General features: G+C 74.8%; 10 protein-coding genes. 5 read left to right on the top strand and 5 right to left on the bottom strand.

The window, feature by feature from the left end; all coding sequences use genetic code 11:
• Nucleotides 1-5 precede the first annotated feature (5 nt).
• Together ABD998_RS00050 and ABD998_RS00045 are read right to left on the bottom strand one after the other, a co-directional pair.
• Nucleotides 6-1,622, bottom strand: coding sequence for an amino acid ABC transporter ATP-binding/permease protein (locus ABD998_RS00050; protein WP_345434653.1), 1,617 nt, complete (start codon nucleotides 1,620-1,622; stop codon nucleotides 6-8).
• Entirely contained in the window at nucleotides 1,619-3,292 is a 1,674-nt protein-coding gene (locus ABD998_RS00045) for an ATP-binding cassette domain-containing protein (RefSeq protein WP_345434651.1), read from the bottom strand. The genes ABD998_RS00050 and ABD998_RS00045 overlap by 4 nt, the downstream gene beginning before the upstream one ends.
• 54 nt (nucleotides 3,293-3,346) lie before the next feature.
• Here ABD998_RS00045 and ABD998_RS00040 point away from each other — a divergent pair, with 54 nt between their 5' ends.
• Nucleotides 3,347-3,922 (top strand): TetR/AcrR family transcriptional regulator, encoded by a 576-nt coding sequence (locus ABD998_RS00040; protein ID WP_345434649.1) that lies wholly within the window; start codon nucleotides 3,347-3,349, stop codon nucleotides 3,920-3,922.
• A 28-nt stretch (nucleotides 3,923-3,950) separates the two neighbouring features.
• On the top strand, nucleotides 3,951-5,033 hold the full coding sequence (locus tag ABD998_RS00035) for an LOG family protein (protein ID WP_345434647.1): 1,083 nt from the start codon (nucleotides 3,951-3,953) through the stop codon (nucleotides 5,031-5,033).
• Between the two features lie 7 nt (nucleotides 5,034-5,040).
• On the opposite strand, the gene ABD998_RS00030 is transcribed toward ABD998_RS00035, so the two are convergent.
• Together ABD998_RS00030 and ABD998_RS00025 are read right to left on the bottom strand one after the other, a co-directional pair.
• A complete protein-coding gene (locus tag ABD998_RS00030) occupies nucleotides 5,041-6,414 on the bottom strand; it encodes an FtsX-like permease family protein (RefSeq protein ID WP_345434645.1) in 1,374 nt (457 codons plus the stop codon).
• Nucleotides 6,411-7,133, bottom strand: a complete 723-nt coding sequence (locus ABD998_RS00025; protein ID WP_345434643.1) for an ABC transporter ATP-binding protein — start codon at nucleotides 7,131-7,133, stop codon at nucleotides 6,411-6,413. Before ABD998_RS00025 ends, ABD998_RS00030 begins: the two co-directional genes overlap by 4 nt.
• A 163-nt stretch (nucleotides 7,134-7,296) precedes the next feature.
• Between ABD998_RS00025 and ABD998_RS00020 the strand changes: the two genes are divergently transcribed.
• Nucleotides 7,297-8,622, top strand: coding sequence for a S1C family serine protease (locus ABD998_RS00020; protein WP_345434641.1), 1,326 nt, complete (start codon nucleotides 7,297-7,299; stop codon nucleotides 8,620-8,622).
• A 38-nt stretch (nucleotides 8,623-8,660) separates the two neighbouring features.
• Nucleotides 8,661-9,050 carry a DUF1304 domain-containing protein gene (locus ABD998_RS00015; protein ID WP_345434639.1) on the top strand — a complete coding sequence of 130 codons (390 nt, stop codon included), beginning with the start codon at nucleotides 8,661-8,663 and terminating at the stop codon, nucleotides 9,048-9,050.
• Here ABD998_RS00015 and pepN read toward each other — a convergent pair.
• A complete protein-coding gene (pepN, locus tag ABD998_RS00010; protein ID WP_345434636.1) occupies nucleotides 9,043-11,523 on the bottom strand; it encodes an aminopeptidase N in 2,481 nt (826 codons plus the stop codon). The genes ABD998_RS00015 and pepN overlap by 8 nt on opposite strands.
• Nucleotides 11,524-11,556: 33 nt before the next feature.
• Here pepN and ABD998_RS00005 point away from each other — a divergent pair, with 33 nt between their 5' ends.
• Entirely contained in the window at nucleotides 11,557-12,003 is a 447-nt protein-coding gene (locus tag ABD998_RS00005; RefSeq protein WP_345434634.1) for an acyl-CoA thioesterase, read from the top strand.
• Nucleotides 12,004-12,386: the final 383 nt, after the last annotated feature.

The following is a 12,386-nucleotide window of genomic DNA, read 5'->3' as shown; positions in this document are numbered from 1 at the left end:
CGGTGTCAAGGTCTTGCGGCGCCGCGCGGGATGCGCACGATGCGGTCGATCCCGACGAGGGCGTCGGGGCGGTGCGCGATGAGGATCGCCGTGAGATCGGCGCGCCGCGCGAGGGCACGGCGGATCGCCTCCTGGGTGAGCGCGTCCTGGGAGGACGTCGCCTCGTCGAGCACGAGCACCCGGGGCTCCCGTGCGAGAGCGCGGGCGAGACTCAGCCGCTGGCGCTGGCCTCCCGACAGCGCGAGGCCCTCGTCGCCGATCCGCGCGGCGAGGCCGTCGGGGTGCGCGCGGACGTCGTCGCCCAGCGCCGCCTCGTCGAGCGCCGCCCACGCCCGCTCCTCCATGAGCCGCGGATGGCCGAGACGGAGGTTGTCGAGCACGGTTCCGCGCAGCAGGACGGGCCGCTGCGCGACGAGGGCGACGGCGGAGCGCAGCTCGGCGAGCGCGACCTCTCGGATGTCCACCCCGCCGAGGAGCACGCGCCCCGCGTCGGGGTCGTGCACCCGCAGGAGCAGCGCCGCGAGCGTCGACTTGCCGCTGCCGCTCTCGCCGACGAGGGCGAGGCGGCCTCCCGCCGGCACCTCGAGCGACAGGCCGTCGAGGACGGCCGCCCCGTCGCGGTAGCGGAACGACGCGCCCTCGACGCGCACCTCGAGGGCGCCGTCGGGGAGCGCGCGCGGCGAGGCGGCGTCGGCGACGAGAGGGCGCCGATCGAGGACGGCGAGGTAGCGGCGTGCGGCGGCGAGCGCGGCGGGGAGGCTCCGGGTGAGCGCCTCCACGGCCGACAGCGCGGGCGCCGCCCCCACGACCGCCGCGGCGAGGACGAGGTGGGCGGCGACGTCGCCGCCCGCCAGGGCGATGATCGCCACGACGGCGGCGAACGGCCACAGCGTGCCGATGCCGGCGCGGAGCGCCTGCGCACGCCCCTCGGATCGCAGCGACCGGGAGACGCGGGCGTCCTTCTCGGCGAGCGCGGCCATCCGGGCCTCCTCGGCGCCGAGCGCGCGGATCTCGATGCGGCCGGCGGCATCCTCGGCGACGTGCTGGGCGATGCCCGACCGCTCGCGCAGCAGCGCACGGGCCGTCGCCGACGACGCGCGCGCGCCGACGAGCGGCGCCAGGGCGCCGCCGAGGAGGAACGCGGTCGCGACGACGGCGCCCTCCGCGGGGCCGACGGCGAACGCCCACACCGCGACGGCGCCGGGGACGAGGACGGCGGCGACGGCGGGGACGAGCGTGTGCGCGAAGAACACCTCCACGCGGTCGATGTCGCGCGTCGCGATCGCCGTGAGGTCGCCCGATCCGTCGCGCAGCTCGCCGGGGGCGAGCGGGACGACGGCGTCGTAGAAGCGCAGGCGCATGCCCGCGAGCAGGTCGAACGCGGCCCTGTGGCCGAGGAACTGCTCGAGGTAGCGCAGGACGCCCTTCGCGGCGGCGAGGCCGACGAGGAGCGCCGCGAACGGCCAGAGCGGCGGCGGCGAGCCCACCGCCGCGGCGCCGATCGCGGCAGCGGGTGCGGCGAGGAGCGCGATGCCCGCGGCGAGACCGGCGATGCGCGCGGCCAGCGACGCGGCGAGCCACGGCCACGCGGGCGCAGCGATCCGGAGGAGCCGGGTGATCATACGCGCGTCCCCTCGACGGTGCCCGCCGCGAACGCCGCCCGCAGGAACGGGCTGGCGTCGATGTCGGCCGGGGTTCCGGAGAACGTCGTGGTGCCGCCTTCGACGACCGTGATCCGGTCGGCCGCGCGCACCTCGTCGAGGCGGTGGGTGATGAGCACGACGCAGCGGTCGCGGGCGATCTCGCGCAGCGTCGCGGCGACGCGCGCGGCGGTGCCGGCGTCGAGCTGGGCCGTCGGCTCGTCGGCGACGATCACGCGGCGGTCGGAGAGGAGAGCGCGGGCGATCGCGATGCGCTGCGCCTGACCGCCGGAGACGCCCGCCGCTCCCTCGCCGACTCGCGTGCCGAGCCCGTCGGGGAGCTCGGAGCGGTCGACGCCTGCGCGGGAGAGCGCCGCCGTGAGCTGCTCGTCGGACGCGCCGGGTGCGGCGAGGAGGAGGTTGTCGCGGACCGTCCCGGTGAACAGCACGCTGCGCTGCGGCACGTAGCCGACGACGCCCCGGAGCGCGGCCTCGTCGGCGGGCGCCCCGTCGACGAGGAATCCGTCGGCGGGGATCAGGCCGGCGAGCGCGAGGCCGAGCGACGACTTGCCCGACCCGGACGGCCCCGTGACGACGGCCATCCCGTCGGAGAGGTCGAGGTCGGCGCCCACGACGACGTCGCGTCCGCCGCGCCGCACGTGCACGCCCGTCGCGGCGACCGACGCGCCCGCCGTCGCGGGTGCGGCCTCGAGGGCATCGGATGCGGCCGCGGCGCGCACGCGCTCGCCCGCGGCACGGCCGGCGAGGCCGACGTAGAACGAACGGCCCAGCCGGTCGACGGGCTCCCGGAGCGGCACGGTGAGCAGGAGGAGCGAGAAGGCCGCGCCCGCCGTGAGCGCGCCGTCCGCCGTGCCAGCGACCGCGAGGACGCCGACGAGCGACAGCATGACGACGCCGAACACCGCATCCGTCACGAGGAGGACGACCTGGTTGCGCCGCAGCAGCCGCATCGCCTCGGCGCGGAGCGCCTCCGCCTGCCGTGCGAGGCCCCGACGGCGCTGCTCGTCGGCCCCGAGCAGCCGGATGGTGCCGAGGGCGCGCACGGTCTCGAGGAACGCGGCGGAGAGGCGCCCGGAGACCATCCGGAACCGGCCGGAGCCCGCGCGGAAACGCGCCATGAACCAGGCGATGACGGGCGGGATGAGCGCCGCGCACACGGCGAGCGGCGCCGCGATCCCCCAGGACGCGAACGCCCCGATCACGACGATGACGACCACGGGGACGACGATCCCCGCGGCGAACGGCCCCAGGAACGCGGCACGGTAGTTCGCGAAGCGCTCCACCTCCTCCGTCGCGCGCGCCACCCGGTCGCCGGCCGGCGTGTCGTCGTCGAGGGGGGCCGCGAGCTGGGCCCGCACGACGCGGGCGCGCCAGACCCGCTCCTCCCGCGCCGCCTCACGCGGGGGCAGGATGGCCTCGATCGCCGCGAGCAGGGCGGCGGCGAGCACCGCGACCGCGGCGACCGCGAGCGCCGCGGCGGGGTCGCCGCCGGCCCGCACGTCGTCGACGGCGGCCCCCGTCGCGAGGGCCGCCGCGGCGAGCGCGAGTGCGCGGACCGCGGCGAGCGCGACGATCGTCCATCCCGCGGGGGTCAGATCGGCGATCGCGGAGCGACGGACGGAGAAGGGCATCGCCCTCCATCCTAGGAACGCGCGGAGGTCCCCGGCTTCGGGCAGACTGGGGTGATGTCCGACGACCCCCGAGCCCTCCGCAGCCGCCAGCGGCTGCAGGACGCGCTGCGCGTCCTCCTCACGCGGGAGGACCTCACCGAGATCGGCGTCGCGGAGCTGTGCCGCGAGGCCGGCGTCCACCGGACGACGTTCTACGGCCACTACACGACAGTGGGCGACGTCGCGGCCGACCTGTACGCGAGCTGGCTCGACGAGGTGGGCACGGTGTCGGCCCTCCCCGGCGAGACCCTCGCGGAACTCGCGGCGCGGTACGCCGACACGACGGTGACGGTGCTGCGGAGCGTCACGGCGGAGCGCCGCACGCTGCGCGTGCTGCTCGCGTCCGAGCTGTCCCTCAGCTTCCGCCGCCGCCTGCAGGCGCTCTTCGACGAGCGCTGCCTCATCGCCGTGCAGCTCTTCCGCGAGCGGGGGCTCGACGTCGACTTCGACGACGAGCTCGCGGCGGCGTTCGTCTCGGGAGGCATCGTCGGCGCCATCCTGCACTGGGCGGGCGAGGACGACGCCGACGAGGAGGCGTACGCCCGGGCGATCATCTCGCACATGCCGCCGTGGTGGCCGCGCGTCGCGTGACGGCCGCTCCCCGCGCTAGCGTCGGGTCATGAAGCACCGCCGCGGACGGGTCGTCGTCGTCGAGTCGCTCTCCGAGTTCGACTCCCGGATCGCGGCGGGGGCCCGCCGGCTGCGCGGATGGCGGCTGCTCGGCCTCGATCTGCGCGAGCGGTCGGACGTCCTGCGGGCGTGCGACACGTCGCGCACGACCTTCGCGGGATGCCGTCTCTCCCCCGGCGACGCCGAGGAGCATGCCGCCCGAGGCGCGCTCGTGCTCCGGGACGAGCCGTCGGCGCCGGTGGATCCGCACCGCGGCGCCCTCTACACGGCCGGCGAGCTCTACGACGCTCCGCACTGGCGCGACGCCCTCGACGGCCGCGCGTACGCGTGGTCGCAGCGCGACCGCTCCCCCGAGGCCGTGCTCGCGCGAGTGCTGCACGACGCCGGCGTCGACGACGCGCTGGAGGACTGGATCCGCGGTCGGCACGTCGTGGGCGTCATGGGCGGGCATGCACTGCAGCGCGGCGACGCGGGATACGCCGACGCCGCGCGGCTCGGACGGCTGCTCGCGGAGCGTCTCGTCGTCGCGACGGGCGGCGGCCCCGGCGCCATGGAGGCCGCGAACCTCGGGGCGCGGCTCTCGGCGCTGCCGCCCGGAGCGCTCGACGACGCGCTCGCGACACTCGCGGCCCATCCGTCGTTCCACCCGTCCGTCGACGCGTGGGCCGACGCCGCACGCGCCGTCCTCGTGCACGACCGCGATCCCGTCGCGACGCTCGGGGTGCCGACGTGGCACTACGGTCACGAGCCGCCCAACCTCTTCGCGACGGCGATCGCGAAGTACTTCCGCAACGCGCTGCGCGAGTCGGTCCTCCTGCAGGTGTGCGACCGCGGCATCGTCTTCCTCCCCGGCGCGGGCGGCACCGTGCAGGAGATCTTCCAGGACGCGTGCGAGAACTTCTACGCGTCCGGGGACGCCGTCGCCGAGATGGTGCTCGTCGGCCGCGCGTACTGGACGGAGACGTACCCCGCCTGGCCGCTGCTGCGCGCCCTCGCCGCCGGCCGCTCCATGGAGCGCCACGTGCATCTCGTCGACACGGTCGACGAGGCGGCGGCGGTCGTCCTCGGCTGAGCGGGCCTCAGACGGCGCGCTCGGGCGCCGCGAGCACGTGCGTCACGATGGGGCGCGTCGCGCGCAGCGCGAGGAGGACGAGCAGGATGCCGCCGGCGAAGCACGCGAGCACGACGAGGACCGACACGGGCGCGAACAGCACGGCCGCCCCGAGCAGGGGAAGCACGAGGACGCCCGCGGCGACCGCCGACACGACCACCGTGAACAGCAGCGGGCCGAGCGTCGCGCGCGTGCGCGCCGACTCGGCCACCGCGCGCGGCATGCCGAGGCGGTCGAGGGAGACGTGGAGGTCACGGCGGTCGAGGATGGCGGCGGCCTGGCCCACGCCCACCGAGCAGGCGACCATGGCGAACGAGACGACGAGCGTGATCAGGATGCCCGTGCGGATGTCCGCCATGAGCACGTCCTCCTCGCCTCCCGCCGACGCGAAGGCCATCCCCGCGCCGCCCACGACGGCGACGAACGTCGTCATGGCGATCCCGCCCACCTGCCGCCACGCGGCCTGCGGCGACTCCAGGACGGTGCGGGCCGCGATGAGCTGCGCGGCGGTGGATGCGCGCTTCACCCGGAATCGCGCGTGGACCGCGATCGCCCACGGGCCGACGACCCCCAGCACGGCGACGCCCGCCGCGAAGCACCCGGCGAGCGCGGCCACGACGACCGCGAAGCCGGGCAGCGCGCCGAGCGCGCCGAGGACGCCCGCGGCCGCGCCGACGACGGCGAGCGCGACGACCGCCCGCAGCCAGTGCGGGCGAGGCGCCTCCTGGCGGGCCCGCACCCCGAGCGGTGTGACGACGACGCGGCGCAACCCGACGACGGCGCTCAGCGCGGCGACGAGGGCGACTCCCGCGACGACCGCCAGCAGCGGACCCGGCCCCACCCAGAGCGATGCGGCGCCGATCGGCGCGCCCCCGAACGGCACGAGCCCCACGACGGGCATGAGCAGGAGGTAGAGGCCGCTGCCAGCGACCGCGCCGGCGAGGCCCACGGCGAGCTGCTCGAGCGCCGTCATGCCCGTCACGAAAGCGGGCGTGGCGCCGAGCAGCCGCAGGGTCGCCAGGCGGTCGTCGCGGCGCCGCGCGGACAGCCGCGCGGCCGCACCGCCCAGGGACAGCAGCGGGACGGCGAGCAGGGCGAGCGCGACGACGCTGAGCGTCTGGTAGAGCCCCGAGAAGCCCTCGTCGTCCGCGGGCATGCGCCAGAACATGAGCACGCCGCCGAGTACCGTGAGGAGCAGCGCCGTCGTGACGGCGAAGGCCACGGCGGGCAGGGCGATCGCGGCCCCGCTCTGCGCGCTCGGCCGGGCGAGGTGCCAGGTCAGCCGCAGGAGCGGGGCGCGTCCGGTCGCGCGCGGCGGCGCGGCCGGGGCGACGGCGCTCATCGGCTCGCCCCGTGCGCGGGCACCGCCTGCACGCGGCCGTCCCGCAGGCGGATGGTCCGGGTGCAGCGGGCGGCGACATCGGCGTCGTGCGTGACGACGACGAGCGCGTGCCCCTGGCGCAGGGTCGCATCGAGGAGCGCCGTCATCACCTCGGCAGACGTCGCGGAGTCGAGGGCTCCCGTCGGCTCGTCGGCGAACACGACGCGCGCGCCCGTCACCTGCGCGCGGGCGATCGCGACGCGCTGCGCCTGCCCTCCGGAGAGCTGTCCTATGCGGCGGTCCTCGAGCCCCGAGAGCCCGAGCGCCGCGAGCCACTGCGCGGCGTGCGCCTCGGCGGCCGCGCGCGGGTGGCCCGCGAGCAGGAGCGGGAGCGCGGCGTTCTCGAGCGCCGTGAGCTCGGGCAGGAGCAGCCCCTGCTGGAACACGAAGCCGAGCTCCTCGCGCCGCAGCCGGGAGCGCTCCGCCTCGCGGAGGTCGTTGACGAGCCGGGCTCCCGACCGGGCCTGCAGGGTGACGGTGCCTGCGTCGGGGGTGACGATGCCGGCGAGGACGTGCAGAAGCGTCGTCTTGCCCGAGCCCGACGCGCCCATGATCGCGACCGCCTCGCCCCTGCGTACGTCGAGGTCGACGCCCCCGAGGGCGGTCGTCGGGCCGTAGGTCTTCGTGAGCCCGCGCGCGCTGAGCAGGGGCGCGTGCGGGGTGGCGTGTGCATCGTGCATGCCTCCATGCCATCGTGCGGGAGGGCGGTACGGCATCGGCCGCCCGTCGCGTCCGTCTCATCCTCGCGATGTATCCGAGGTCATAGGCGTCTCATAGCCCTCCGATGAGCCGCTCACCGGCCCGACTGATGTCATCGAGGCGTACCGACAGAAAGGGACGCCCATGGACGAGCACCTCCACCCCGAGCAGGCCGCGACCGCCACCTCGACGGCCGCCACCTCGACGGCCGACGCGAAGCGGCGGCCCTGGTACCGGAGGCGGCTCCCCGTCGCGTGCGCCGCAGGCGCCACCCTTATCGCGGGCGCATTCGCCGCCGGCATCCCCGTCGGCGCCGCGACCTCGTCGGCTCAGGCGAGCGCGACGACGGCCGCCGCGCAGGCCGCGACGGCCCCGGGTGAATCGACCCAGGGCGAATCGACGCAGGGCGAGTCGACGCAGACCCCGTGGGGCGGGACCTCCTCGGGCGGAACGGGCACGACCGTCCCGACCATCCCCGATGGATCCGCGGGCGACGCCTCCGGTTCCGCCGGCTCGGCGAACGCCGAGGCCACGGAGGCCTCCTCCGACGAGTCGACGGGCGTCGTCGTCATCGAGACCGTGCTCGGCTACCAGGACGGAGAGGCGGCGGGAACGGGGCTCGTGCTCACGAGCGACGGCCTCATCCTGACCAACAACCACGTCGTCGAGGGTTCCACGGAGATCTCCGTCACGATCGCGACCACGGGCGAGACGTACGCGGCCACCGTCGTCGGCACCGACGCGGAGGACGACGTCGCCGTCCTGCAGCTCGAGGGTGCGTCGGATCTCGCCACCGTCGCGATCGACGACGACGGCGTCTCGGCGGGAGACGCCGTCACGGCGGTGGGCAACGCGGAGGGCGGAGGCGTGCTCATGGCGGCGGACGGCTCGATCACGGCCGTCGACGCGTCCGTGACGACGACCGCGTCGGCGACGACCGACGGCGAGACGCTCGACGGGATGATCGAGATCGCGGCGGATGTCGTCTCCGGCGACTCGGGCGGCGCCGTGCTGGACGCGGAGGGCGAGGTCGTCGGCGTCACGACGGCGGCGTCCAGCGGATCGTCGACGACGATCGCGTACGCCATCCCCGTCGAGGAGGCGCTGGGCATCGTCGACGAGATCCTCGCGGGCGACGAGTCGAACGGGGCGACGATCGGGTACCCCGCCTTCCTCGGCGTGCAGATCGCCGGCGCGACCTCCTCGGCGTACGGCCAGGGCGGGCAGACCACGACGACGGCGGGCGCGACGATCGCGGGCGTCATCGAGGGGACGCCCGCGGCATCCGCCGGGCTCGTCGCGGGCGACGTCGTCGCGGCCGTCGACGGTGTCGCGGTGGCCGACTCGGAGTCGCTGAGCGAGCTGCTGGCCGGCTACGAGCCCGGCGACGCGGTCACGATCACGTGGACGGACGCGGCAGGCACGTCGGAGACGGCCGTCGTGACGCTGATCGAGGGACCCGCCGCCTGATCCGCGCCTGGTGCCGGCGGGCGCGAGAGGATGGTCGCATGGTCATCGCAGGTCTCGCGCTCGCCGGCATCGCTGCGCTCGTGCACGTCTTCATCTTCTATCTCGAGTCGATCGCGTGGACGAGCCCGCGCGCGCTCGCGACGTTCGGGCAGACCCGCGAGGCCGCGGAAGGGCAGAAGGAGCTCGCCTTCAACCAGGGCTTCTACAACCTCTTCCTCGCCATCGCGACCGCTCTCGGCATCGTGCTCTTCGTCGCGGGGGCGACGACGGTCGGCGCGACGCTCGTCTTCACGGGCGCCGGGTCGATGGTCGCGGCGAGCCTCGTGCTGCTGCTCTCCAGCCCCGACAAGGCCGGCGCCGCGCTCAAGCAGGGCGTCGTGCCGGCGCTCGGGGTCGCCGCCCTCGCGATCGGGCTCGCGGTCAGCTGAGCTCCGGCTGACGCGCGCGCACCCGCAGGTCGCGCGCGAGGTGGTCGCGCTGCTCGACGACGAGACGGCGCAGCGCACCGGGGGCGTCGGCGTGGGCGGCGAGCCATCCGTCGACCGCAGCGAGATCGTCGCGCTGCGGGAAGAGCCCGCGCACGAGGCGCTGGGCGATCTCGATGCTGCGGTGAGACCAGGTCGTCGCGATGCGCGCGAAGTAGTCGTCGTCGAACGGCGCGGCGAGATCGCGGCGGGCGCCCGCGCGGAAGCCCGTGATCGTCGCCGTGAGGTGGTCGTTCGTGAGCGTCGTGTCGCCCCAGGCCGACGCCCACGCCGTGGCGCGCACGTCGGCGGACGGCCGGGCCGCCCTCGCCTGCACGGCCGCCGTGCGGCCCGTGGCCGTCGCGTCGCGGGCCAGCTCGCGGTCGATGTCGGCCTCGTCGGCGTGTCCCGTCGCGACGAGCGCCGTGAGCCAAGCCCAGCGCAGCTCGGCGTCGAGGGGCAGTCCGTCGGGCAGCGGCGCGGCGCCGTCGAGGAGGGCGCGGAGATCGTCGGCGCGCGCGTCGTCGACCGATGCGGCCGCGCCGAGCGCTCGCGCCCAGGCGAGCTGCGCGTCGCCGCCGGGCGCCGCCGCAGCCATCCCCTGCCAGACGGCGTCGAGCCATCCGGAGCGCGCGGCGGCCCGCTCGCGGTCGGCGACGTAGTGTCCGACGGCGTAGGCGGCGTTGGCGACCGCCCCCGAGAGCAGGGCGACGTTCCCCTCGGCGGGAGCGTGCCGGCGGACGATGCCGATGTAGCGCGTCGCGGCGAGCTCGCCGTCGCGCGTCGCGTTCCACAGCGCCGACCACACGAGGCCGCGCGCGAGCGGGTCCTCGATGGTCGACAGCGCCTCCTCCGTGGCGGCGACCGAGCGCGCGTCGAGGCGCACCTTCGCGTACGTGAGGTCGCCGTCGTTCGGGAGGAGGAGATCGGCATCGGCGAGCGGGACGGCCGTGCGGGCGTCGACGATGTCGATGTCGACGGCGCCGAGACGGCGGAGCGCCCCCTCCGCGAGGCCGTACCGCCCGATGCGCAGCCGATGCGGCCGCGGGTCGGTCTGGACCACGACGGGGGTCTCGCCGCGCTCGACGGAGATCGTCGACATCCCCGTGGTCTCGAGCCACGCGCGCGACCACGCGCGCACGTCACGGCCCGACGCCGCCTCCAGCTCGACGAGCAGGTCGTCGAGGGTCGTGTTGCCGAAGGCATGCGCGGCGAAGTACGTCCGGGCGCCTCGGAAGAACGCGTCCTCGCCGACGAACGCGACAAGCTGCTTGAGCACCGACGCGCCCTTGGCGTACGTGATGCCGTCGAAGTTGAGCTTGGCCGCCTCGAGGTCGGGGATGTCGGCGACGACCGGATGGGTCGTCGGCAGCTGGTCCTGCTGGTACGCCCAGGCCTTGCGGCGGTCGGCGAAGGTGACCCAGGCGTCTCGGAAGCGCGTGACGGCCGCGGCGGCGTGCGTGCCCATGTAGTCGGCGAACGACTCCTTGAGCCAGAGGTCGTCCCACCAGCGCATCGTGACGAGGTCGCCGAACCACATGTGGGCCATCTCGTGGAGGATCGTGTTGGCTCGGCCCTCGCGCTGGGCGGTGGTGGCGGCGCCGCGGAAGACGTAGGCCTCCGTGAAGGTGACGAGGCCGGGGTTCTCCATCGCACCGAGGTTGTACTCGGGGACGAAGACCTGGTCGTAGGCGCCCCACGGGTACGGGGAGGCGAACGCCTCCGTGAAGAAGTCGAGGCCCTGGCGCGTGATCTCGAGGATCTCGTCGGCGTCGAGGTGCGGCGCGAGCGATGCGCGGCAGAGGACCCCGAGCTCGACCTCGCCCCAGGCGCCGTCGACGCGATGGTAGGGGCCGGCGGCGACGGCGGTGATGTAGCTCGAGATCGGGAGCGTGGGTGCGAAGGCGACATGCTGAGCTCCCCCGTCCGTCGTCGTCGAGACGGCGCGCTGGTTCGAGAGCACGTGCCATCCGGCGGGTGCCGTCACCTCGAACGCGTAGCGCGCCTTCATGTCGGGCTGCTCGAAGCACGCCATGACACGGCGGGAGTCGGCCGGCTCGTACTGCGTGTAGAGGTACGTCTCGCCGTCGACGGGATCGACGAAGCGGTGCATGCCCTCGCCGGAGCGGCTGTAGGCGGCGCGCGCGACGACGCGGACGGTGTTGCGCTCGGCGAGGCCCGTGAGGCGGATGCGGGCGCCGTCCCATTCCACGGGCCGCGGAGCGCCGTTCACCTCGACCGACACGACCTCCTCGCCGAGGAAGTCGAGCCACGTCTCCGCCGTCGTGGCGGAGAAGTCGAGCGTGCTCGCGGTGGCGAAGCCCGTCTGCGCGGGGTCGGGCGCGCTCGTGAGGTCGAGCTCGACGCGGATGGTGTCGACGGAGACGGCAGCGGATCGCGCCGCCGTCTCCTCACGGGTGAGGTTGGCGCTGGTCACCGGTCCATGCTGTCACGCGTAGGCTGGCTGTCGATGAGCGCCACCGACACCGACGGCATGAACTTCCACACGCGCAAGTGGGTGCGCCCCGAGGACCTCAACGCGAACGGCACGCTGTTCGGCGGCAGCCTCCTGAAGTGGATCGACGAGGAGGCGGCGATCTACGCCATCATCCAGCTCGGCAACTACCGCGTCGTGACGAAGTTCATCTCGGAGATCAACTTCGAAGCGTCGGCCGTGCAGGGCGACCTCGTGGAGATGGGCCTCATCGCGACGCACTTCGGGCGCACCTCTCTCACGATGCGGGCCGTCGTGCGGAACATGATCACGCGCAGGACCATCCTCACGATCGAGAAGATCGTGTTCGTCAACCTCGGCGACGACGGCAACCCGACCCCGCACGGCTACGACTCGATCACCTACAAGCGCGATCGGATGCCCACGCAGCACTCCGCGACAGGCGCCATCCGCCTGCCGTAGGCCCGGGCGGGCCCCGATCCGGTCGTCGAGCGAGCGGAAACGTGGCGACCTTCCCCTCCCGCTTCGCCGCGCGCCCCTTGCGGTCGTCGAGCGAGTGGACACCTCGCAAGGTCCCTCTCGCTCGGCCAACCTTGGTGGTCGAGTGAGCGGAGCGAGCTCAGACGCGGCGACCGTTCCCCTTCTGCGCGGTCCGTTTCGTGACAATTCCGTGACCTTCGCGGGGTCGGTATGGTCTCGTTCGTTCGTTCGAATGTCAGTGGTGCCTTGGATGATGGGTGTATGTCAGGGCGGAAGCCGAGGTTCGCAGGAGGGCCGTCGTGGGAGGCGACCCCGGGCGAGGTGCGCACGATCGGGAACGTGCGCGACCTGATCCTGGAGCTGCG

Origin of the sequence: Microbacterium gilvum, assembly GCF_039543865.1 — a bacterium.
Taxonomy (GTDB): domain Bacteria; phylum Actinomycetota; class Actinomycetes; order Actinomycetales; family Microbacteriaceae; genus Microbacterium; species Microbacterium gilvum.
Note: the sequence above shows the minus strand (reverse complement) of the source record. Positions and strands in the feature narration are given on the sequence as shown.